This window comes from Erythrobacteraceae bacterium WH01K, assembly GCA_027941995.1.
Lineage (GTDB): Bacteria > Pseudomonadota > Alphaproteobacteria > Sphingomonadales > Sphingomonadaceae > CAJXSN01.
In genome coordinates this window covers 1,818,135-1,840,414 of the sequence record CP115966.1, presented here as the reverse complement: position 1 = coordinate 1,840,414, position 22,280 = coordinate 1,818,135, and the positions used below count along the sequence as shown (strand labels likewise).

Below are 22,280 nucleotides of genomic sequence, written 5' to 3'. Positions count from 1 at the left end.
GCCAGCTCTTCCCGTTCCGCTATTTCCTGCGGCCCTGGTGGCGGATGTTGCCGGGCCTGCCGCGCTTGCCGGTCATCCGCTTCGGCTTGCCTTTCGCACCGTCCTTGCCACCGGTTCCGGGCGGGCGTTTGCCCTTGGGCTTGCGAGCACCCTTGCGCTTGTCCGATGGACGATCGCCGCGCGGTTCGACAGGGCTGCCGTCCCCGTCCGGGACTTCGAATTTCAACGCGCCGGTCAGGGCGTTAGCCTCGCCGAGTTTCAGTTCCAGCCTCTGCCCTACCTCGTAGCGCGTGCCGGTGGTCTCGCCGATCAGCGCCTGTGCTGCCTCGTCGTAGCGGAAATATTCGCGTCCCAGCGTGGAAACCGGAACCAGCCCATCCCCGCCGAGACCGACGATGGTGGCAAAGAAACCGAACCCCTGCACGCCGGTGATACGGGTTTCGAAGGTTTCGCCGACGCGCTCCGAAAGCCAGGCTGCGACATAGCGGTCGACCGTGTCACGCTCGGCCTCCATCGCGCGCCGCTCCGTCTTGCTGATCGCATCGGTAATCTGGGAGAGGTTGTCGCGGTCCCGTTCAGCCAGCCCGGACTGTTCCGGCAGGCCGTTCTTCGGTTTTGGCTGCTCGAGCCGGTAGGCATCGACCAGAGCCCGATGGACCAGCAGGTCGGCATAGCGACGGATGGGCGATGTGAAGTGCGAATAGCTTCCCAGCGCCAGGCCGAAATGACCGGCATTGTTCGGCCCGTAATAGGCCTGTGTCTGGCTGCGCAGCACCGCTTCCATCAGCAGCGCCTTTTCCGCCGGGTCCGAGACATCTTTGAGGAGCCGGTTGAAGATCGAAGGGGTCATGACCTGACCCATGGCCAGCGTCTTGTCCTGCGTGGCGAGATAATCGCGCAGGGCGATGATCTTTTCGCGGCTTGGTTGTTCGTGGACGCGGTAGACGGTCGGGGCAGCCTTCGCCTCCAGCGCTTTCGCGGCGGCGACGTTGGCTGCGATCATGAAATCCTCGACCACGCGGTGGGCATCCAGCCGTTCACGCACGGCGATTTCCGCAATCCGCCCCTTCTCGTCGAGAACCACGCGCCGTTCGGGCAGGTCCAGATCCAGCGGATCGCGCCTGGCCCTGGCATCGGCGAGCAAATTCCATGCCGCCCACAGGTTCCGCAATTCTTCGCCGGCGCTGTCATCGTCGATGGCCTTTTGCGCATCTTCGTAGGCGATGTTTCGCGTGAGGCGCACAACTGCACGCGTGAACCGGTGGGAAGTGACCCGGCCCTCTGCGTCGATCCGCAGATGGCAGGCCATGGCAGCGCGGTCCTCGCCCTGCTTCAGCGAACACACGTCGGCGCTCAGGATCTCCGGCAGCATGGGTACCACGCGGTCGGGGAAATAGACGGAGTTCCCCCGCTTGCGCGCTTCCTTGTCGAGCGCGCTGCCGGGCCGCACGTAATAGGAGACATCGGCAATCGCGACGATGGCGCGGAAGCCGCCCTCGTTCTCCGGATCGGGTTCGGCCCATATGGCATCGTCGTGATCGCGGGCATCGGCCGGGTCGATGGCCAGGATCGGCACGTCTCGCAGATCCTCGCGGCTGTCATGATGAAGCGGCAGGCCGGCCGCCCGTTCGGCCTCTTCCAGCGTTTCTTCGGGAAATACGTTGGGAATGCCGTGTTTCGCTATGGCGATCAGGCTGAAAGCCTTCGGGGCCAGCGGGTCGCCGACAACCTCGGTGACCTTGACGCCGGAGCGGTGGCTGCGTCCGGCAGGTTCGGCAAAGACGAGCTGGCCGTCCTCGGCCCCGTTCAGGTTCGATACCGGCGACGAGTTGCGGATCTTCTTGTCGACCGGGGCAAGCCATGCCTTGCCGGCCTTGTCGATCTCGATGACACCCATCAGCCCTTCGGTCCGGGCGGGGAGCTTTTTCATCGGGTGGGCTTTCCAGCCATCCCCCGTTTCTTCCGTGCGTGCCAGTATCCGGTCGCCGGTTTTCAGGGCTGGCATCCCTTTCTGCTTACCGCCGCGGCCGCGCTTCCCCTCGACAACGAGGAGACGCGGTGGATTGGTTTCGTTTTCGGGTGACCAATTGTCGGGCTGCGCCCAGAGATCGGTATCGTCGATTTTGACAATGCGCAGGACTGTGACCTTCGGAACGCCGCCCATGCGGTGATACGCTGTCTTGCGCCCGTCGATCAGGCCTTCTTCGGCCATGTCCTTCAGCCGCTTCTTGAGGGCTATTTTCTCCTGCCCTTTCAGGCCGAACGCCTTGGCGATCTCGCGCTTGCCGGCCGGAGTTTCGCTGGACTGGATGAATTCGATAATCTGTGCGGGGGTCGGCAGGCCATGGGGCCGGCCTCCGCGTTTCTTGTTTTTGTTCTGTGTCATGTGCCCCGCTATATGGGGACGCCTTTACTCGCTGTCATCCTCGGTCGCCATGATCGGCGCAAAAGCACCTGCCGGCACGGCGCTGGACACCGGGCTGCATGCTTCGTCGGCAGAGCAGGCATTGACGCCGAAGATCCAGTCGTCGCCGCGCAGCGGAACGGCCAGTTCGACGCTCGTTCCGGTGTCCATGACATCGGCGCTCCATTCCTGCCCCAAAGTTCCGGAAGGGACCTCATCGCGCCAGGACGGTTCGAACGTCCGGCGGACCTTCACATGATAATGATGCGCGCCGGGCACGGCGTCCCACGACATGAGGGTATCGGTCCGCACGGCAGCGTCGGCCTGGACCGATGGCGGCATCGGCGCCCGGGCAAGCCGGTCGAGCGCGCGGACGTTCAACTGGGCTACACGGGTGAGATAGGTCCAGTCCAGTTCGTCTGCGGTATCGCCATAAGTGATCCCGTCCTCGACGCGCAGATCCTGGTGCTGGTGCTCGTAATCCTCCACCGCGACCGTCACGCGCACGGCGGGATAGCCCCGGTCGAGGAACGGTATCTGATCCCCGCCGCGCCCCATGCGGTCGGTCCGCCAGATCTGCCGGACCTGCATGCCGTCCGGGTGCGCTTCGGCAACGCCTTCGAGCCAGCGGGACAGGTTGCGTCCGGGCGAATCGTTCTCCCCGCCAAAACGGCGCTGGCTTGCGCGCACATCGTCCGTCAGGTCGGCACGCGGACCCTCCGAGAAAACGCGCACGTTATCTTCGTCGCAGAAACCGTCGCTGCCGCAGCTATTGCCGATCATGTCGTTGTTGAGGACCGCCTTCACGGTCATGCCCTGTTCCGCGATCCAGTCGGCAAGGATGCCGGCACCATAAAGCCCCTGCTCCTCGCCCGACAGCAGGGCGTAGATAATGGTCGAGGGATATTCGCGCTGTGACAGGATGCGCGCGGCCTCAAGGATCATCACGCTTCCCGACCCGTCGTCATTCGCGCCGGGCGCGTCGTCGACTGCGTTGAGCGGATCGGTGACGCGGCTGTCGTAATGGCCCTGGACGATGACGACTTCGTCCGGTCGCTCGGTCCCGCGCTGGATGGCGACGGCGCTTCGAACCAGTGTCGGTTCTGGAATGCGGCGTCCGTCGGGTTCCACGACCTTTCCAACCGGCAGAACTTCAAGGCAATCGCCGCACGCCTGCCCGGTCCGGGAAAACTCCGCGAGGGCCCAGTCGACCGCCGCGCCGATCCCGCGCTCCGGATCGTCCTGAGCCGAGAGGGTATGCCGGGTGCCGAAGCCGATGATTGTGTCCATGTCCGCCTGCATCCGCTCCATGGACACGAGCGGGCCGGGATCGGGATTGGCCGATTGCGTTCCAGCATCCTGTGCGGCTGCCGGCACGGCTGCGGTGGTTGCGATAAGGGCGGCGGCGAAGATGGATTTGCGCATGGACGTCTTTTCAGACGTTTAACCGCGCGCGGTCAATACGCCTTTGCGACGTAGATCTTCTCGGCCGCGGGTTCGCCGGTGAAGATGCAGGTTCCGGTGGCCCCGGCATCATCCATCGGGACGTTGCGAACGGTCAGCTTCATTTCCTTGAGCTGCTCCACCACCTTCTCCAGAGCCTCGCCAGTGGGTTTCGACCACTCCACTTCGGCCCAGCCGGGGAATTTCGCGTCGGCAGAGAAGAACTCGCGCAATCCGTCCAGCGTCGTGATGTCGCGCCTTATGTTGGCGTCGCGGCGCTCGCGAGCCTGAGCAAACAGCGTGTTCTGGATATCCTCGAGCATGGCAGCCATGCCGGACGCAGCCTCTTCGCGGGAAGGCGTTTTGAAGGCCGGCTTCCCGTTTTCCGTGTTCCACAGATCATCCCGGCGAAGCAGGCTGACGACGCCGTTTTCCATGTCGCGCCCACCGACTTCGATGATGACGGGCGCGCCCTTTCGCACCCAGTCCCACCTTTTTGCCGCAGCCTTGCCGGGCTTCGTGTCGAGCAGCACGCGGATCGGTTCGCCCAGCGCCTGTTCGCGGATCAGGCTGGCGCGCAATTCCTCGCAGTAATCGATCAGCGCTGCATCTTCCGGCTTGTCCCGCAGCATCGGCAGGATCACGACCTGGTGCGGTGCGATGCGCGGCGGCACGCGCAGCCCGTCATCGTCGCCATGCGTCATGATGACGCCGCCGATCATGCGGGTGGACACGCCCCAGCTGGTCGTATGGCACAGCTGTTCGCCGCCTTCGCGGTCCTGATACTTGATGTTTGCGGCCTTCGAAAAGTTCGTGCCGAGATAATGGCTGGTGCCGGCCTGCAAGGCCTTGCCGTCCTGCATCATCGCCTCGATCGACCACGTTTCCACCGCGCCGGGGAAGCGTTCGTTCTCCGGCTTCTCGCCCGCGACGACCGGCATCGCCAGATCTTCCTCGGCGCAGGCGCGGTACACTTCCAGCATGCGGAGCGTGTGTTCCTTGGCCTCGGCCTCGTCGGCATGGGCAGTATGCCCTTCCTGCCACAGGAATTCGCTGGTCCGCAGGAACATGCGGGTCCGCATTTCCCAGCGCACGACATTAGCCCACTGGTTCAGCTTCAGCGGGAGATCTCGCCAGCTGCGAACCCAGCGTGCCATAGCGTCGCCGATGATGGTTTCGGATGTCGGGCGAACGATCAGCGGCTCTTCCAGCTTCGCCTCGGGATCGGGCTTCAGACCGCCCTTCCCGTCGGCGACGAGCCGGTGGTGGGTGACGACGGCCATTTCCTTGGCAAAGCCTTCGACATGCTCCGCCTCGCGCTCGAAATTGGCGAGCGGGATGAAGATCGGGAAATAGGCGTTGTCGTGGCCGGTCACCTTGATCCGGTCGTCCAGCAGGCGCTGGATACGTTCCCATATGCCGTAGCCCCAGGGCCGGATGACCATGCAGCCCCGCACTCCCGATTCTTCCGCCATCTCGGCTTCGGAAATGACCGACTGGTACCAGGCTGCAAAATCGTCTTCCCGTTTGACGGAAAGGGCGTGGCGGATATTCGGCATGGGTTGCGTGTCCGTAATTCGTTGACGACGCCGGTCCGGCGTGCGCTGTCAGGTGGCGTTACTTGCCCAGCTCGTCCAGCTTCTTCTGCATGGCCGCCATCTGGTCGCGCAATGCCGATAGCTGGTCTTCCGATCCGGCAACAGGGTCCGTCGGCGGCGAGTCCGTTTTCTGACCGGCGCCGGGGATGAAGGCTTCGGTCGCAGCGCGCATCATCGCCATGTTGGTTTCGTGCATCCTGGCCAGCAGGCTGCCGCCAGCCGTGTTCTTTGCCGCTTCCTGCCATTTGGCCTGGTTCTCGCGGAAGTTCTGCATCGCGGTTTCGAGATAGGTCGGCATGACCGCCTGCATCGAATTGCCATACATGCCGATGATCTGGCGCAGGAAGCTGATGGGGAGCATGGGGGCGCCTCCGCTTTCGGCTTCCATGATGATCTGGGTCAGGATCGACCGGGTGATATCGTCGCCCGATTTGGCATCCTTGACCTCGAACTCGACACCGTCGCGGGTCATCCTGGCCAGGTCTTCCAGCGTGATGTAGCTGGAGCTCTGCGTATTGTAGAGCCGCCGGTTGGCGTATTTTTTGATGATGATCGGCTCTCCGGAAGCCGTGTCCTTGCCTGCCATGCCGTCTCTTTCCCGCGGTCCTGATTGTCTCTTGTACAGCAATGTAGCATCACGCCGTGCTGCACCGCAATGAGCGCACTGCAAAATAGCGTTGCGATGCAACGAAGTGCAGTCCTCAGCCGCGCATTCGCTGGCCCAGAACCGTCAGCAATTCGTATTGGGAAAGGCCACTGACTCGCGACGCGGACGGCAGGTCGTAAGGAACATCGAGCCAGTCACCGAGGCCAATGTCCGGTGTGTCCCGGAGGTCCACGATTACCATGTCCATCGATACCTTGCCCAGCAGGGTCAGCTTCCTGCCGTCATGTTCCAGCCAGCCACGCGCGCCCCAGCTGCGCAGGAAGCCATCGGCGTAACCCAGCGACACGGTGCCGACGCGCATCGGCTCGCTTGCGGTGAATTCCCGGTTGTACCCTACGCTGTCGCCTGCCTTCAGCTCGTGGACCTGTATAATCGAGGCGCGCGGAAAGGCGACCTGCCTGATCCGGCCTTCAAGCTCCGGCCGCGGGACGCCGCCGTAAAGCGCGAGACCGGGCCGCGTGAGATCGAAGGCGTATTGCGAACCGAGCCCGACACCTGCGCTGTTGGCGATGCTGAGTTCCCTCGCCCCGACAACATCCTTCGCTGCATGGAACGCGGCAAGCTGGTCGCCGCTGGTTTCCCCGTCTTCGTCGGCGGAGGAAAGGTGAGACATCAGGACACCGACGTCCAGCGCTGCGATTGCGGGGTCGCGCGCCTGTTCCGGCGATATCCCCAAACGGTGTATGCCGGTGTCGATCATCAGATGGCATTCGCCGCCGCCCGACTGGTTCCACAAGCGCGCCTGATGCAGCGAATTGATGACCGGGCGAACGCCGGTGGCCCGCGCGTACTGCACTTCTTCCGGTGTATTGACGCCGTGCAGCACGGCCAATTGATGCGCCTCCGCATGGCGCAGGACGCCGGAAACCTCGCTCCAGTGGGCCACGAAAAAGTCGCGCGCGCCTGCTTCCAGAAGGACGGGTAGACAGGTGTCGACGCCCAGGCCGTAGCAATCGGCCTTGACCGCCGCACCGGCGCGTGCCGGACGGGAAAGGCGATCGAGGAACCGCCAGTTCGCTCCCAGCGCATCGCGGTCGATGTCGAGGCGTATGGTTGGCGTCGGGACCGGGGGAAGGTCTTCGTTTCTCACGTCAGCTTTCGGCGCGCTCTTCGAAATCTTTCGGCGGTCCGTCCGGCAGGCCCCACCAGGCGACGATTACGCCGAAGGCGACCACGCCCCATGTGTACCACAGCCCTGCATACAGGTCGCCGGTTCGCGCAACGATGATGCCTGCGATCAGAGGCAGGAAGCCTCCGAGGTACCCGGCCCCGATGTGATAGGGAATGGACATGGAGGAATAGCGGATGCTGGGCGGGAACATCTCGGCCAGCAGGGCGGCAACGGAACCATAGGTAAGCGCCGAAAGAAGCCCGAGGACGAGCAGCACGCCGACGATCCCGAGAAGCCGCAGGGCATCCGGTTGCTGCTTCGAAAAGTCGAAGCCGTATTCGGTAAGGGCCGCCCGGACCCCCTCGCTTCGCGCAGCGCCGCTTTCCAGCCATTCGGGCGCGATCGCGATGTCTTCACCGCCCGCAGACAGGCCGAGCGTGGCGGCCGGTTCGACGTCGTAGGTGACCCCGGAAGCGGTCAGCGTTTCTAGGAGTTTCCCGCAGGACGTCTGCTCGCGGTCCAGCAATTCGGCAAAGGGATCGGTCGTGCAATTCGCCCCCCGCACGACGACGGGCGTACGCTCCGATGCCTCGGCGAGACCCGGATTGGCGAGGCTGCCCAGCGCCCAAAAGGCCGGAAACAGCAGTGCGAGCGACAGGATCGCACCGATGATGATCGGTTTCTTGCGTCCGACCCGGTCCGACCACTTGCCGACCAGGATGTAGAACGACATGGCGAGCAGGCCGGATACGAGCAGCAGAAGTTCGACCGTCAGGTCGGCGACATGCATCGGGCCGCGCAGGAAGCTCATCCCGGAAAAGAATGCGGTATACCAGATTGTGGTCAGCACGCCGGTCACGCCGAACAGGGTGACGAAGATGCGCTTCTTGTTCCCGGGATAGGTGAAGCTTTCGACGAAGGGATTGCCGGAAATCTTTCCCTCGGCCTTCATCGCTTGGAACACCGGGCTTTCCGAGAGCTTGAGCCGCATCCACAGCGAGATGACGAGAAGCAGGATCGAAAGCAGGAACGGGACGCGCCAACCCCAGGCGGCGAAATCGTCCTCAGGTATCAGGAACCGGCAGGCCAGTACGACGATGATCGACAGGACGAAGCCGCCAACGACGCTCGCCTGGATGAAGCTGGTGTAAAAGCCCCGCTTTTCCGGCTTCGCATGTTCAGCCACGTAGATTGCCGCGCCGCCATATTCTCCGCCGAGGGCCAGACCCTGGAGAATGCGGAGCAGGATGACGATGATGGGCGCGGCAATTCCTATCGTCGCGACCGTCGGGATCAGGCCGACCCCGGCGGTGGCAATGCCCATCAGAGTGACGGTGACGAGAAAGGTATATTTGCGGCCCAGCCGGTCCCCGAGAAAACCGAACAAGACCGCGCCGATAGGCCGGAAGGCGAAGCCGACGGCAAATGTCGACCACACCAGCAACAGGCCGAGCGTGTCGTTGTCGACGTCGTAGAACGCGTCTTTCAGGATGTAGGCGAGCGTCCCGTAGATGAAGAAATCGTACCACTCGAAAATCGTGCCCGCGGAACTGGCGGCGATGACGAGACGGATTTCCTTCTCGCTGGGCTCGCGTGTTCCGGCGGCTTCCGGCGATGGTGCTGTTGATTCACTCATGACCTGACCTACCCTCCCCCAGGCGCGTCGCCTGACGGATTAGCCCGATCCGGGCGCGTTGCAAAGCGCGTCGGAAAAGGCTCTCCACGGTAGCAGGATTGCCCCATGCCTGCCGGGATAGTCGCGCGCAGCTGCAATCGTTGCAAGATCGATGCACTCCGGCAGGCGAGCGTCTCCTCCAAGCCATCGTTCGACAGCCTCGCCTGCAACTGTCACTTCCGATACGGGGCGACGATCGATCCACTGCGCAAACAGGGCGGCGCTCGCCTGTCCGACGGCGCAGGCCTGCACCAGCAGTCCCGAAGCGGATATTTCGTCATTCGCAATTTCGACATCGAGGGCGAGTTTGCTTCCGCACGTGGCGGACCTGGCTTCCCCGTGAAGCGGCAATTCCGGCCGCGGCGGGAATTCGGCCAGCTGCGTGGCCAGGTGAAGCATTTCGGGGGTGTACAGTTTCCCTGCAGGACGAGCGGTCATTCCGCGCCTTCTGCGGCAGCTTCCCCAGCTTCACGCAAATTGGCCCGGCGCACAGCGATAAGCGGCACAAGCTCGTTCGTTGCTGCATTGATTGCGGGATAGGTGCGCGCGGTCGCAACCCATGCCGGCCGTCCGGTAATGCTCCACGTTTCGTCGAAGGTGAAGGCGATGAGGCAGAAGCCGAAAACTGCAATCAGCGCACCCTTCACCAGTCCCGTGGCAAAGCCCAGAACGCGGTCGAAAGGCTTGAGTTCGGAACCGCCATTGTCGGCCGCTGCCAGACCTATGATGATCTTCATGCCGATATAGGGGATCAGCAGCAGCAAGGCGAAGCCCAGCAGCGCCGACAGCGTCGAGGATGCAATGTAGCCGAGCAGCAGGGAATACAGCGGATAATGCAGGTAGTGAATGCAGAATGCCGCCACGAACCACACGGACAGCGACAGCACTTCCTGCACCAGTCCGCGCATGAACCCGCCGATTGCCGCAACGCCGACAATCACGATCACGATGATATCGAAACCCGTCATTCAAACGGGCTATTATTGGCTGCCCATGATGCGGTCAACGAGATTGGAGAGCTGCCGGAGACCGTCATAACGCAGGCCATCCGGTACATCGTCGATACCGTGCGGACCGAATGCGACGTCGAAACCCAGTTTCGCCGATTCCCGCATCCTGAGGCTGGCATGGGATACGGGCCTGATTTCCCCGCCCAGCGACACTTCGCCGAAAAAGGTCGAGCGGTTCGGCAGGGCCTTGTCGGCCAAGGCGCTGATCAGGGCGGCGGCAATCGCCAGATCGGCGGCAGGATCGGACAGACGGTAGCCGCCGGCGATGTTGAGATAGACTTCCGCGGAACTGAAATTCAGGCCGCAGCGCGATTCCAGCACAGCGAGCAGCATCGCGAGGCGGCCGCTGTCCCAGCCCACGACCGCACGCCGGGGCGTAGCCCCCGATTGCAGCCTGACGATGAGTGCCTGGACCTCGACCAGCACCGGACGCGTTCCCTCCAGCGCGGGGAAGACCGAACTGCCTGCCAGAGGCTCGTCCCGGCCCGAGAGGAACAGCATGGAGGGGTTCGCGACTTCTTCCAGCCCCGCTCCCGCCATGGCGAACACGCCGATTTCATCCACCGCACCGAACCGGTTCTTGAGCGCGCGCAGGATCCGGTATTGGTGGCTGCGTTCACCCTCGAAGCTCATGACGACGTCCACCATGTGTTCCAGCACGCGGGGGCCGGCAATCGTGCCATCCTTCGTCACATGGCCCACCAACACCAAGGCGACGCCGTTCTCCTTGGCGTAGCGGATCAGTTCGAAGGCACAGCCCCGGACCTGGCTGACCGTGCCCGGCGCGCCTTCGATGGTGTCCGAATGCATCGTCTGGATGGAATCGATCACCAGCAGCTTGGGCGCGTCCATCCTGCCAAGCGTTGTCAGTATATCGCGCACCGACGTCGCCGCTGCGAGGCTGACGGGAGCGTCCGCAAGACCGAGCCGTGCCGCACGCAGCCGGACCTGGCCCGCCGCTTCCTCGCCGCTGACATACACCGCGTGCCCGCCATCCTTCGCAACGGCGGCTGCTGTTTGCAGCAGTAGCGTCGATTTCCCTATCCCGGGATCGCCGCCCATCAGGATTGCACTGCCCGGCACCAGTCCGCCGCCCAGCGCGCGATCGAACTCCGCAAGGCCGGTGGGCTGGCGGACGGGCATCTCTCCGGGTTTGTCCAGGGGAACGAACGACACGGCCCGGCCGCCGCTCGACAGATCGTGCTTTTGCGAGAACACCGTCGCAGGCGCGTCCTCCACCAGCGTGTTCCATTCCGCGCAATCGGGACACTGCCCCTGCCAGCGAGGGGAGACCGACCCGCAGGCCTGGCAGATGTATCGTTTCTTCGGCTTCGCCATGTACCGGGCCGTAAACAGAACATTGGGGGAACGCAATTGCCTTCGCGGCCTATCCACTGCACAAGGCGGGCATGCGGCAGAAAGAACTCCGGATTGCCCTGGTCTGTTACGGCGGCGTCAGCCTCGCCGTATACATGCACGGTGTCACCAAAGAGATCTGGAAGCTCGCACGGGCCAGCCGCGCCTTCCATGACGATGACCGGGTCACGGGCGGTTCGGAAGACGTCTATGTCCGCCTGCTTACCCATTTACGAGACGAAGCGGGACTGTCCTTGCGCGTTCTGCCCGACATCCTCACCGGGGCAAGCGCCGGCGGCATCAATGCGGTTTTCCTGGCGGAGGCAATCCATTCGGGACGGTCGCTGGAGCCGCTCACCGAACTGTGGCTGGACAATGCGGATATCGACCGCCTGACGGACAAGGACGCGCGCCCCGTCTGGCGGTATGCCAAATTGTGGGCCCAGCCCCTGGCGGAATATCTGCTTCGCCGCCCCGGAAATGCCGTCAGCGAGAGCGTCGCGCCGGAAACGCGGGAAGAGGTGCGCACGAAGGTATCCCGCCTGATCCGTGGACGCTGGTTCCAGCCCCCGTTCTCGGGTCTCGGCATGTCCCGCCTGCTGCACGATGCGCTGCAGGCCGTGGCGGGCAGTCAGGCCGGACCTCCCCTGCTGCCGCCGGCCCATCCCATCGATTTGTTCGTGACCGCCACGGATTTCGGCGGTCATCTCGAGATGCTGCGATTGAACAGTCCGCCCGTCGTCATGGAAAGCGAGCACCGCATGCCGGTCTCGTTCACCGCGCGCGTGCCGCTGGAGGCGGGAAAGTCGCTGGCGGATCATTACGAGCTGACCTTCGCGGCGCGCGCGACCTCCAGTTTTCCGGGCGCATTCCCTCCCCTGCAGGTGGGCGAGATCGACAGGCTGGCAAGCGAGACCGGTGATGAGTGGCAAGGCCGCGACGCCTTTCTCCAGCGGATCATGCCGGTGCATTCAGATCGCGGCACGGCCGATGCGGTCAATCTGATCGACGGCGCGGTTCTGGTGAATGCCCCATTCGCCGGCGCGATCGAGGCTTTGCGAGGCCGCCCCGCCCACCGCGAAGTCGATCGCCGCTTCGTCTATATCGATCCCCGCCCCGAACGGTTCGGCAGTGACAACTCCGGTGAAGAGGCCGCGGCTAAAGGGGACGCCGGGCCGGTCGGCTTTTTCTCCGCCATCTTCGGCTCCCTGTCCACCATCCCGCGCGAACAGCCGATCCGCGACAATCTGGAAGCGCTGGAAAAGCAATCGCGCGAAGCTTCGCGGCGCCGCGATATCGTGTCCGGCATGCGCCCTGCGGTGGAGGATGCGGTCGACAAGCTGTTCGGCCGAACACTGTTCCTGAACCGCCCTACCCCGCGCCGCCTGAAAAACTGGCGTAACCGGGCTCAGCAGGCGGCAGCGGAAAATGCCGGGTTCGCCTACCACCCCTACGCCCAGACCAAGTTCAACGGCATTCTGGAGCGGCTCGCGTCCCTGGCCCTGTCCAGCGCTCCTTCGCTCGCTATTCCCGATACGCAGCCTCTGGTCGCGTCGCTCAGGCGCGAGCTGGAGCGGCGGGGCCTGACATCGCTGGGCAGCGACAGCGGCGGTGCGAACGATGCCGCCATCGCGTTCTTCCGGACCCACGACCTCGGCTTTCGTATCCGGCGCCTGCGATTGCTGGCGCGTCGCGCGTCCCGCGAATGGGATGCCGATCCAGACATCGACGATGCGGCAACGGATGACGCCCGCTCGGCAATCTACGACATCTTGTCGCTGTATTTCGACCGCGAGGCGACAGCCCATCTGGGCGACGATTTCTCCCTTGCCGCCGCCAACGTGATGGAGGCGCCCGGACCCGTGCTCGACCTGCTGGCAGAACGACATTTGCTTCCCGAACTGGACCTGAGGGCAGAGGAAATGCTCTCGGTCGCGCTCACGCAGATGCCGGAGAACCTGCGGCGCAAGATGCTGCTGACCTATCTCGGCTTTCCCTATTACGACATCGCCACACTGCCGCTGCTGGGCGCCGACGGCTTGACCGAATTCGACCCGGTGAAGGTCGACAGGATCAGCCCGGAGGATGCCCGGTCGATCAGGGAGGGCGGAACAGCCGCCACCCTGCGCGGTACGGAGTTCTATAATTTCGGCGCGTTCTTCAGCCGGGCCTACCGAGAGAACGATTATCTCTGGGGGCGACTGCACGGCGCGGAACGGATGGTCGACCTCGTGTGCTCAACGCTCGAGAATCCGATACTGGACAGCGTATGCAGCGCTTACAAGCGTGAGCTCTTTTTGGCGATCCTCGATGAAGAACGCGGCAGGCTGACCGCCGATCCTTCACTGATCGACGCCATCGAAACGGAAATCCGCGAACGTCTGCCCTGATGGGTCAGACAGGCAGTGGTCCGGCCCTGTCGAAGAAGAGAAGCATGGCGAGACGGCCGCTTTCCAGGTCGGTGCCGAATCCGGGTGCGGCGGTGTGGAACAGCCATGGCGAGAACAGGATCAGACGGTTGAACCGGATCGGTACGCGCATCGTGCGCTGCCATTTGGCGGGGTGGTTCGTGTCCCTGTTCACCACCTCTTCGAACACGGCGTTTATGTCGCGAAAACCCTTTGCGCGCGCATCTTCCAGCGTCGGCGGCACACGGTCGATACCGGTACGCTTGTGGCGGAAGAAATCCGTTCCCCCTGCGCCGGGCCGGTCGCAGTCTTCGGGGCGCGAGAGATACAGGATGCCGGAATAGAATGCGGGGTCGCAGTGGACGCCGCTTTTCCCCTTGTCCGTTTTCAGCGTGATTCTGCACCGGCCATGACTGGTGTCGGGGGTGCCCGTCACCTGAACCCCGATCTGGCGCGACACCGCTTCTTCCAGCGTTTTGGTCGGCAGTGCGGTGGCCGAATTGCGGCCGGGAAAGTTGCTGCGATTGGCCTCACTGTCGTAATCGAGCGCTAGGGCGGCGCGCCGGACTGCGTGTGGATCGGCAAGAAAGTCGTCGATGATCGTGAGGGACGGCAACACGGTCATGTTCGAGGCTTTCCTTTCGCTGCAGCGCTTCCCTGCCAATCACGATAGATCAGGAGATGATACGGAAATAGCGCGGCAGGGCAAAGAATCCGTAACCCCGCTTGATTGCCCGCGCCTTATGCACCGAGCGCACCTTTCAGCTTGTCGAAGAAGCCCTGCGCTGCCGGACATTCCGCGCCTGTTTCCGTTTCGCGAAATTCCTTCAGCAGTTCCTTCTGCGCCTTGCTCAGCTTCGTCGGAGTCTCGACCTGGATTTCGACGACGAGATCGCCGCGCCCCCTGCCTTGGAGGACCGGCATGCCCGCCCCCCGCTTGCGCAGCTGACGGCCCGATTGAATCCCGGCGGGAATGTCGATCGTGTTCGTCGAGCCCTCGAGATCGGGAATGTCGACCGATCCGCCGAGCGCCGCGGTAGTGAAACTGATCGGAACGCGGGTCAGCAAAGTCGTGCCTTCGCGCTCGAAGAAATCGTGCTGGGCGACGTGGATGAAGATATACAGGTCGCCGGGAGGCGCGCCGCGCGGACCCGCTTCGCCCTTGCCCGACAGGCGGATCCTCGTGCCTGTATCGACGCCCGGGGGAATTTCGACATCGAGCGCTTGCGGCTTGTCGACCCGCCCTTCGCCTCGGCAGGTGCTGCACGGATCTTCGAGAACTTCACCGCGTCCATGGCAATTGGGACAGGGCCGCTCGACGACGAAGAAGCCTTGGTTTGCGCGGACCTTGCCGTAGCCATTGCACAGATTGCATCCACGCGTCCCAGTACCTGGTTCCGCGCCGGAGCCGTTGCAGATGTCGCATTGTTGCGAAACCTCGATCTCGATCTGGGTCTTCTTTCCGTCGAACGCATCTTCCATGCTGACCTGCATGTCGTAGCGAAGGTCCGCACCGCGCGCCTGCCGCCGGCGTCCACCACCGAAGCCTCCGCCGAAAATGGTCTCGAAGATGTCCCCGATATCGCCGAAATCGGCATGGCCCCCGCCGCCCATTCCGCCCTGCTGGAAGGCGGCGTGGCCGTACTGGTCGTAGGCCGCGCGCTTCTGCGGGTCCTTCAGGACTTCATAGGCGGCACCGACAGCCTTGAACTGCGCCTCTGCTTCGGGATCGCCCGGATTGCGGTCCGGATGATGCTTCATCGCCAGCTTGCGATAGGCGCTTTTCAGCGTAGCGGCATCGGCTCCTCGGTCGACACCAAGCAGTTTGTAGAGATCGGTTTCGGTTGCCAAAGAATATCCCCGTCCGGATCGGCCTGTTTTCGAAACGTCAGCCGCCGCCGATGCACGGTGGCATCGGCGGCGGCCAGGGTTCGCATTCGAGCCTTAGCTCTTTGCGTCTTCGTCGACTTCGGAGAACTCCGCATCGACGACGTCTTCATCGGCCTTGCCGCCATCGGCAGCCTCGCCGCCCGCAGGGGCATCGGCAGACGCACTGGCCTGCTCTTGCTCGTAGATCTGCTGGCCCATCTTCATGGCGACTTCGGTCAGTTCCTGCGACTTTGCAGAGATTGCATCGGCATCGTCGCCTTCCAGGGCAGTCTTCACCTCGGCAATCTTTGCCTCGACATCGGACTTCAGGCCGGCGTCGATCTTGTCGCCGTGTTCCTCGATCTGTTTTTCCGTCGCGTGGACAAGGCTGTCGGCCTGGTTGCGCGCTTCCGCGCTTTCACGCCGCTTCTTGTCCTCTTCGGCAAACTTCTCGGCATCCTGAACCATCTGGTCGATGTCGGCCTCGTTGAGGCCGCCCGACGCCTGGATCTTGATCGTCTGTTCCTTGCCGGTGCCCTTGTCCTTGGCGGACACGTTGACGATCCCGTTCGCATCGATGTCGAATGTGACTTCGATCTGCGGCACGCCGCGCGGGGCCGGCGGAATGCCGACAAGGTCGAAATTGCCCAGCAGCTTGTTATCGGCTGCCATTTCACGTTCACCCTGGAAAACGCGGATCGTCACGGCCTGCTGGTTGTCTTCGGCAGTCGAATAGGTCTGCGATTTCTTGGTCGGGATCGTCGTGTTGCGGTCGATCATGCGGGTGAAGACGCCGCCAAGCGTCTCGATGCCCAGCGACAGCGGGGTGACGTCGAGCAGCAGCACGTCCTTGACGTCGCCTTGCAGGACGCCGGCCTGGATCGCTGCGCCCATGGCAACGACCTCGTCCGGATTGACGCCGGTGTGCGGTTTCTTGCCGAAGAACTCCTCGACCACTTCACGCACCTTGGGCATGCGGGTCATGCCGCCGACGAGGATGACTTCGTCGATCTCGCTCGCCTTCAGGCCGGCATCTGCCAGAGCTTTCTTGCTCGGCTCGAGCGTGCGCTTGATGAGGTCGCCCACCAGTTGCTCCAGCTTGGAACGGGTAATCGTCTCGACGAGGTGGAGCGGCGTCGTGTTGCCGTCTTCCATGCGCGCCGTGATGAAGGGCTGGTTCACTTCCGTCTGCTGCGCGCTGGACAATTCGATCTTCGCCTTCTCGGCGGATTCCTTCAGGCGCTGTAGCGCGAGCTTGTCCGAACGAAGGTCGATGCCTTCCTTCTTCTTGAACTCATCCGCGAGATATTCGACGATCGCGTTGTCGAAGTCCTCGCCCCCGAGGAAGGTGTCGCCATTGGTCGACTTCACCTCGAACACGCCGTCACCGATTTCAAGAACCGAGACGTCGAACGTGCCGCCACCAAGGTCGTAGACGGCGATGGTCTTGCCGTCTTCCTTGTCCATGCCATACGCGAGCGCGGCTGCGGTCGGTTCGTTGATGATACGCAGGACTTCGAGACCGGCGATCTGGCCGGCATCCTTGGTCGCCTGACGCTGTGCATCGTTGAAGTAGGCGGGCACCGTGATGACGGCCTGCTTCACGTCTTCGCCCAGATAGCTCTCGGCGGTTTCCTTCATCTTCTGCAGGATGAAGGCGGAAATCTGGCTGGGGGAGTATTCCGTGCCACCGGCCTCGACCCAGGCGTCGCCACCCTTGCCGTTGACGATGTCGTACGGGACCATGTCCATGTCCTTCTTGGTCAGCGGATCATCGAACCGGCGACCGATCAGGCGCTTGATGGCGAACAGCGTGTTGTCCGGATTGGTAACGGCCTGGCGCTTGGCAGGCTGGCCGATCAGGCGCTCGTTATCCTTGGTGAAGGCGACGATCGAGGGCGTCGTGCGCGCGCCTTCCGAGTTCTCGACCACCTTGGGTTTTCCGCCATCCATGACAGCCACGCAGCTATTGGTGGTGCCAAGGTCGATACCGATCACTTTACTCATTGATACCCCATTCATTTCAGTATGTTGGACACCGCGTTTAAGGCCCCCCGTCAGTGGCAGGGCCCCGTTACGGCTCGATTATGGGAGCGATATAGGTGGGCTTTTCCTTGGCACAAGGGAGGTAGCGGGCTAGGCCCGCTTCAAGACGGTTTGACGGAGAAATTTCAGTGAAAAAATGGGCATTGGCGCTGGCGCTTGGTGTGGCAGGTACGGCTGTATCGGGCTGCGGGGAAACGGCAGAGGCACCGGCAGGCGATGTCGAGGCCGTACCCGGCCTGACGGTCGAGAATGCCCGCCTGGTGCTCCCGCCGGTGAGCGGCAACCCGGCCGCGATCTACATGGACGTGAGCTATTCCGGCGAACGCTCCACCACCCTGCGCGCGGTATCGGTCGAGAAGTCGGAAAACGCGGAACTGCACGAGACGTCGGAATGGAACGGCGGGATGGTGATGGGCGAAATGGGCCCCCTCTTGCTGAATGACGGTGACGAGGTATCGTTCGAGCCGGGCGGCCGGCACATCATGGTGTTCGGCCTGGAGGACGATGTCGCCGAGGGGCAATCGCTCGAAGTGACGCTGACCGTGGTGGGCGGGGACAAGACCTCTTTCGAGGCGGAAGTCGTCGCTGCCGGAGCAGACCGCTAGGGTGCACGGCCCCGACCTGGAAACCGATGCCGACCATGCGGCGGCGGATTTTTGTCCTGTCGGCGGCGAACGGCGCCTGACCGACGGGGAAACCGCCCTTGCCCGGTCGATTTTCGGCAATGCGATCGATTACCGCAAAGTCACCATTCGCCGCCGCAAATGGGCTTTCTTTCAGCCGCGGAACGTGACGATGGCCCCGCGCGGGCATCTTCATTTTCACCCCAGGGGCGAAAGCTATTGCGAGGACTTCGCCGCCGCACCGTGGCAGCGGCAGGGACTATTCATCCACGAAATGACCCATGTCTGGCAGACCCAGTCGAAAGGCGATTGGTATCTGCCCCTGCACCGGCATCCATGGTGCCGATACGATTACGCCCTGAAACCGGGTCGCTCGCTGGAGCAGTACGGGATCGAGCAGCAGGCCGAAATCGTCAAACACGCTTTCTTGCTGAGGCGCGGGATAAAGCTTGCCGGGGTTGCCGACGCGAAGGCCTACGACCTCCTCGTCCGCTTCCCCGGCATCAACAAGACCTGACCGTCAGTAGCGCGGATCGGCGGGATAGCCCCGCGTGCCGAAGCAATCGTCGTCCAGGTAGCGGTCGTTGTTGTAACCGTCGCACCGGTCGTTCTTGTCGACGAAATAGCCGGCAAGTCCGCCAGCGGCAGCGCCTGCAAGCGCATAGGTCGCGATATCGCCGCCCGTGATGGCAGCGATCCCCGCACCTGCAGCGGCGCCCGCAAGGCCGCCTTCGGCTGCATAGTTCTCGGCGCAAGCGCTCAGTGAAAGGGCGCTGACCATGGCAATCGGCGCGAGCATCATCTTCTTGTTCATAAATATCTCCTCTGCGAACCCACCACTAGCTAGACTAGCGCAGGTCGCATCGGTTCCGCAGGAAGATTGGCTCAGTCCGGCTTTTTCGCGACACCGACCATCGCGGGCCTGAGCAGCCGATCCTTGATCATGTAACCGGACTGCATTTCCTGCACGATCGTGCCCGGCTCTGCATCCGCCGTGGGGACTTCCATCATCGCCTGGTGGACATTGGGGTCGAGCGGCAGCCCCGTTGCAGCGACGCGGGTTACGCCGTGCTGGCCCAGGACCTTGTCCAGTTCGCGGCGCGTTGCCTCGATCCCGGCCACCAGCCCCTTGAACTTGTCATCTTCACGCAGCGCTTCGGGGATGGAATCGACGGCGCGGGCGAGATTGTCGGCAACGGACAGGATGTCGCGTGCAAAACCGGTCGCGGCATAGGTCCGCGCATCGGTGACATCCTTTTCCATCCGGCGGCGGACATTCTGCGTGTCGGCGCGCGCGTAGAGAACTTCCTGCTTCGCCTCAGCCAGCTCATTGCGAAGCGCCTCGATCGCGTCGCTCAGGCTCTCGCCTTCTTCGCCATCGGATGCGTTTTCAGGTTCGTCTGCGCCATCGTCCCGAAGATGCTCCGGCACACCTTCCATCTCTTTCTCGATCTCGGCGTCGACCTTGGGTTCGTCCGTCTTGTTCGTATCATCCATCATGGGTGAGTATGTATCCGTTTATCCGATGAGTTTGCCCAGCGATCGGGCTGTGAAATCCACCATGGGCACGACCCGTGCGTAATTCAACCGCGTCGGCCCGATCACGCCCAGTACGCCTACGACCTTCCCTTCGCGATCGCGATACGGAGAGGCGATGACGGAAGAGCCACTCAGGGCGAACAGGCGGTTTTCGCTGCCGATGAAAATGCGCGTCGCGTCCGCGTCCCGTGCGCTCTCGAGTAGCCCTGCGACCGAGTGCTTGCTTTCCAGATCGTCGAGCAGGGAGCGCACCCTTTCCAGGTCCTCCATCGCGGCTTCATCCAGCAGGTTGGCCTGTCCACGCACGATGAGCACGGGTCGGTGAGAGGCATCTTCGCTCCAGACCGCGATCCCGCGTTCGACCAGGTCGCGGCTCGCCTCGTCGAGAGCCGTGCGGCCACTTGCGAGCTCCTGCCGGATTGCATCGCTCGCCTCGGGAAGCGTCCGGCCCGCAAGGTGCGACGATATGTAATTGCCGACCTGTTCCAGCACGCTGGCCGGCGTATTGCCGACGTCCATCACGCGGTTCTCGATCTGGCCGTCCTCCCCGACCAGCACGGCGAGCGCACGGCCCTTGTCGAGCGGGACGATCGTAACCTGCGAAAGGCGGGGGTCGCGGCGCGGCACCAGGACCATTCCGGCTGCGCCGCTGATATCGGACAGCATGGCGCTGGTTGCCTCCAGCGCTTTCTCGATGGGACCGGACGCCTCCAGTCGCTGCTCTATCGCCAGGCGTTCCTCGCGCGTCGGTTCTGCAACCTGCATCATGCCGTCGACAAAAATGCGCAGGCCCGTCTCGGTCGGCATCCGGCCCGCACTGGTGTGAGGGGCCGCGAGCAGGCCGACCTGCTCCAGTTCCGCCAACACGGACCGGATCGAGGCAGGCGAGAGGTCGAGCCCCCCTTCCCGCGCCAATGTCTTCGACCCGACGGGTTGGCCGCTATCGAGATACCCTTCGACCACGAGCTGGAAAACCAGCCGTGCGCGGTCCGTCAGTTCGAGAAGCGGTGGAGAAGCCATGTCGCCTTCCGAGATAGCGCGCAAAGTCCGGTCCGCAAGCTTGCAAGCCGGTGCTGCATGCGCCTATCGCGGCGCGAAACATTGCCATCCCTTCCGGAGACACCCATGCGACCTTCTGGCCGCGCGCCCGATGAAATGCGCGCTATCACGATCGAGACCGGCTACACCAAGCACGCGGAGGGATCGTGCCTGATCTCCTTCGGTGAGACGAAGGTCCTCTGCACGGCGTCTGTCGAAGAACGCATCCCGCCGTGGCTGCGCGGCAAGGGCGAAGGCTGGGTCACCGGCGAATATTCGATGCTTCCCCGCGCCACGCATACCCGCGGCAGCCGCGAAGCTGCCCGCGGGAAGCAGTCCGGTCGGACGCAGGAAATCCAGCGCCTGATCGGGCGATCCCTTCGCGCTGTGGTCGACCTGAAAAAGCTTGGCGAGCGGCAGATTACCCTCGATTGCGACGTAATCCAGGCCGATGGCGGGACGCGTACCGCCTCGATCAGCGGCGCATGGGTCGCCCTGCGCCTCGCGGTCAACGGCCTCATGGAGCAGAAACTGATTTCCGAGGACCCGATTACCGCGAAAGTCGCGGCGGTTTCCTGCGGAATCTATCAGGGTACGCCGGTTCTCGATCTCGACTATCCGGAGGACAGCAATGCCGACGCCGATGCCAACTTCGTCCTGATCGAAGGTGGCAAGATTGCGGAAGCGCAGGCAACGGCCGAAGGTGCGCCTTACGACGAGGAAGCGTTCCTGCGTCTCCTTCGTCTTGCCCAGATGGGCTGTGCGGACATTTTCAAGGCGCAGGATCAGGCTGTCGGCTGACCAGGTGCATTCCCCGGTTTGATGTCCGGACCGGGGACCATTGAAGGAAGGATGCGACGTTCATGAGCAGGCTGGGTAGCGGTTCCCTCGTCATTGCGACGCATAATGCGGGGAAGCTGAAAGAGATATCGGCCCTGCTCGATCCCTATGGGGTGAAATGCATCTCGGCCGGTTCACTCGGCCTGCCAGAACCGGCGGAAACCGGCACGACCTTCACCGAGAACGCCCTGATCAAGGCGCGCGCCTCGGCAGAGGCGTCGGGCATGGCCGCGCTTGCCGACGACAGCGGCCTTAGCGTGGACGCGCTGGGCGGGCGTCCCGGCGTCTACACCGCCGACTGGGCGGAGCGGCAATGGTTCGAAGGCGAAGCCGGGCGCGACTGGTTCATGGCGATGGGCAAGGTCGAGGGGCTGCTGCAGGCACAGGGGCCGGACGCTTCACGCGCCTGCGCCTTCCACTGCGTCCTGGCGCTCGCCTGGCCGGACGGAGAACATGCGGTGTACGAGGGCACGGCGCCCGGATCGCTCGTGTGGCCGCCCCGGGGGGAACTGGGCTTCGGCTACGATCCGGTATTCGTACCGGAAGGGCTTGAGCAGACATTCGCAGAGATCGATCCGGCGGAAAAGCATGCGATCAGCCACCGCGCCGATGCCTTTGCGAAGCTGGTCGCCGACCAGTTCGGCTGAGCTTCG

20 protein-coding genes are annotated in these 22,280 nt (G+C 63.4%); 5 read left to right on the top strand and 15 right to left on the bottom strand.

Features of this window, described 5'->3' with window-relative positions:
* Window positions 1–19: 19 nt before the first annotated feature.
* From rnr to radA, 9 genes are all read right to left on the bottom strand, one after another.
* Entirely contained in the window at window positions 20–2,386 is a 2,367-nt protein-coding gene (rnr, locus tag PF049_09085; GenBank protein ID WBY15753.1) for a ribonuclease R, read from the bottom strand.
* A gap of 24 nt (window positions 2,387–2,410) precedes the next feature.
* On the bottom strand, window positions 2,411–3,829 hold the full coding sequence (locus PF049_09080) for a M28 family peptidase (GenBank protein WBY15752.1): 1,419 nt from the start codon (window positions 3,827–3,829) through the stop codon (window positions 2,411–2,413).
* Window positions 3,830–3,861: 32 nt separating this feature from the next.
* Window positions 3,862–5,406 carry a proline--tRNA ligase gene (gene proS / locus PF049_09075; protein ID WBY15751.1) on the bottom strand — a complete coding sequence of 515 codons (1,545 nt, stop codon included), beginning with the start codon at window positions 5,404–5,406 and terminating at the stop codon, window positions 3,862–3,864.
* Window positions 5,407–5,464: 58 nt separating this feature from the next.
* A complete protein-coding gene (gene phaR / locus PF049_09070; protein WBY15750.1) occupies window positions 5,465–6,031 on the bottom strand; it encodes a polyhydroxyalkanoate synthesis repressor PhaR in 567 nt (188 codons plus the stop codon).
* Window positions 6,032–6,146: 115 nt separating this feature from the next.
* Window positions 6,147–7,202, bottom strand: coding sequence for an alanine racemase (gene alr / locus PF049_09065; GenBank protein WBY15749.1), 1,056 nt, complete (start codon window positions 7,200–7,202; stop codon window positions 6,147–6,149).
* A gap of 1 nt (window position 7,203) precedes the next feature.
* Window positions 7,204–8,859, bottom strand: coding sequence for an MFS transporter (locus PF049_09060; protein ID WBY15748.1), 1,656 nt, complete (start codon window positions 8,857–8,859; stop codon window positions 7,204–7,206).
* Between the two features lie 39 nt (window positions 8,860–8,898).
* A complete protein-coding gene (locus tag PF049_09055; protein WBY15747.1) occupies window positions 8,899–9,336 on the bottom strand; it encodes an iron-sulfur cluster assembly scaffold protein in 438 nt (145 codons plus the stop codon).
* The gene (locus tag PF049_09050) at window positions 9,333–9,866 is read right to left on the bottom strand and encodes a CvpA family protein (GenBank protein ID WBY15746.1); all 534 of its coding nucleotides are present in this window, start codon (window positions 9,864–9,866) and stop codon (window positions 9,333–9,335) included. Before PF049_09050 ends, PF049_09055 begins: the two co-directional genes overlap by 4 nt.
* A gap of 12 nt (window positions 9,867–9,878) precedes the next feature.
* Window positions 9,879–11,246 (bottom strand): DNA repair protein RadA, encoded by a 1,368-nt coding sequence (gene radA / locus PF049_09045; protein WBY15745.1) that lies wholly within the window; start codon window positions 11,244–11,246, stop codon window positions 9,879–9,881.
* A gap of 71 nt (window positions 11,247–11,317) precedes the next feature.
* On the opposite strand from radA, the gene PF049_09040 reads away from it, so the two are divergent.
* Entirely contained in the window at window positions 11,318–13,654 is a 2,337-nt protein-coding gene (locus tag PF049_09040; protein ID WBY15744.1) for a patatin-like protein, read from the top strand.
* Window positions 13,655–13,658: 4 nt separating this feature from the next.
* On the opposite strand, the gene PF049_09035 is transcribed toward PF049_09040, so the two are convergent.
* The 3 genes from PF049_09035 to dnaK all read right to left on the bottom strand — a co-directional run bounded on the left by PF049_09035 (window position 13,659) and on the right by dnaK (window position 17,548).
* Window positions 13,659–14,297, bottom strand: a complete 639-nt coding sequence (locus PF049_09035; protein WBY15743.1) for a DUF6445 family protein — start codon at window positions 14,295–14,297, stop codon at window positions 13,659–13,661.
* Window positions 14,298–14,413: 116 nt separating this feature from the next.
* Window positions 14,414–15,523 (bottom strand): molecular chaperone DnaJ, encoded by a 1,110-nt coding sequence (gene dnaJ, locus PF049_09030; GenBank protein WBY15742.1) that lies wholly within the window; start codon window positions 15,521–15,523, stop codon window positions 14,414–14,416.
* 93 nt (window positions 15,524–15,616) lie between these two features.
* A complete protein-coding gene (dnaK, locus tag PF049_09025) occupies window positions 15,617–17,548 on the bottom strand; it encodes a molecular chaperone DnaK (protein ID WBY15741.1) in 1,932 nt (643 codons plus the stop codon).
* 167 nt (window positions 17,549–17,715) lie between these two features.
* Here dnaK and PF049_09020 point away from each other — a divergent pair, with 167 nt between their 5' ends.
* Window positions 17,716–18,192, top strand: a complete 477-nt coding sequence (locus PF049_09020) for a copper chaperone PCu(A)C (protein ID WBY15740.1) — start codon at window positions 17,716–17,718, stop codon at window positions 18,190–18,192.
* 1 nt (window position 18,193) lies between these two features.
* Window positions 18,194–18,727 (top strand): vgr related protein, encoded by a 534-nt coding sequence (locus tag PF049_09015; protein ID WBY15739.1) that lies wholly within the window; start codon window positions 18,194–18,196, stop codon window positions 18,725–18,727.
* Window positions 18,728–18,730: 3 nt separating this feature from the next.
* Here the strand turns inward: PF049_09015 and PF049_09010 are convergent, their stop codons facing one another.
* From PF049_09010 to hrcA, 3 genes are all read right to left on the bottom strand, one after another.
* A complete protein-coding gene (locus tag PF049_09010) occupies window positions 18,731–19,024 on the bottom strand; it encodes a glycine zipper domain-containing protein (GenBank protein ID WBY15738.1) in 294 nt (97 codons plus the stop codon).
* Window positions 19,025–19,095: 71 nt separating this feature from the next.
* Complete coding sequence (gene grpE / locus PF049_09005) at window positions 19,096–19,710, bottom strand: nucleotide exchange factor GrpE (GenBank protein WBY15737.1); 615 nt, start codon at window positions 19,708–19,710, stop codon at window positions 19,096–19,098.
* Between the two features lie 18 nt (window positions 19,711–19,728).
* Window positions 19,729–20,769 (bottom strand): heat-inducible transcriptional repressor HrcA, encoded by a 1,041-nt coding sequence (gene hrcA / locus PF049_09000; GenBank protein ID WBY15736.1) that lies wholly within the window; start codon window positions 20,767–20,769, stop codon window positions 19,729–19,731.
* Between the two features lie 105 nt (window positions 20,770–20,874).
* Between hrcA and rph the strand changes: the two genes are divergently transcribed.
* Window positions 20,875–21,588 carry a ribonuclease PH gene (gene rph, locus PF049_08995; protein ID WBY15735.1) on the top strand — a complete coding sequence of 238 codons (714 nt, stop codon included), beginning with the start codon at window positions 20,875–20,877 and terminating at the stop codon, window positions 21,586–21,588.
* Window positions 21,589–21,650: 62 nt separating this feature from the next.
* On the top strand, window positions 21,651–22,274 hold the full coding sequence (rdgB, locus tag PF049_08990) for an RdgB/HAM1 family non-canonical purine NTP pyrophosphatase (GenBank protein ID WBY15734.1): 624 nt from the start codon (window positions 21,651–21,653) through the stop codon (window positions 22,272–22,274).
* Window positions 22,275–22,280: the final 6 nt, after the last annotated feature.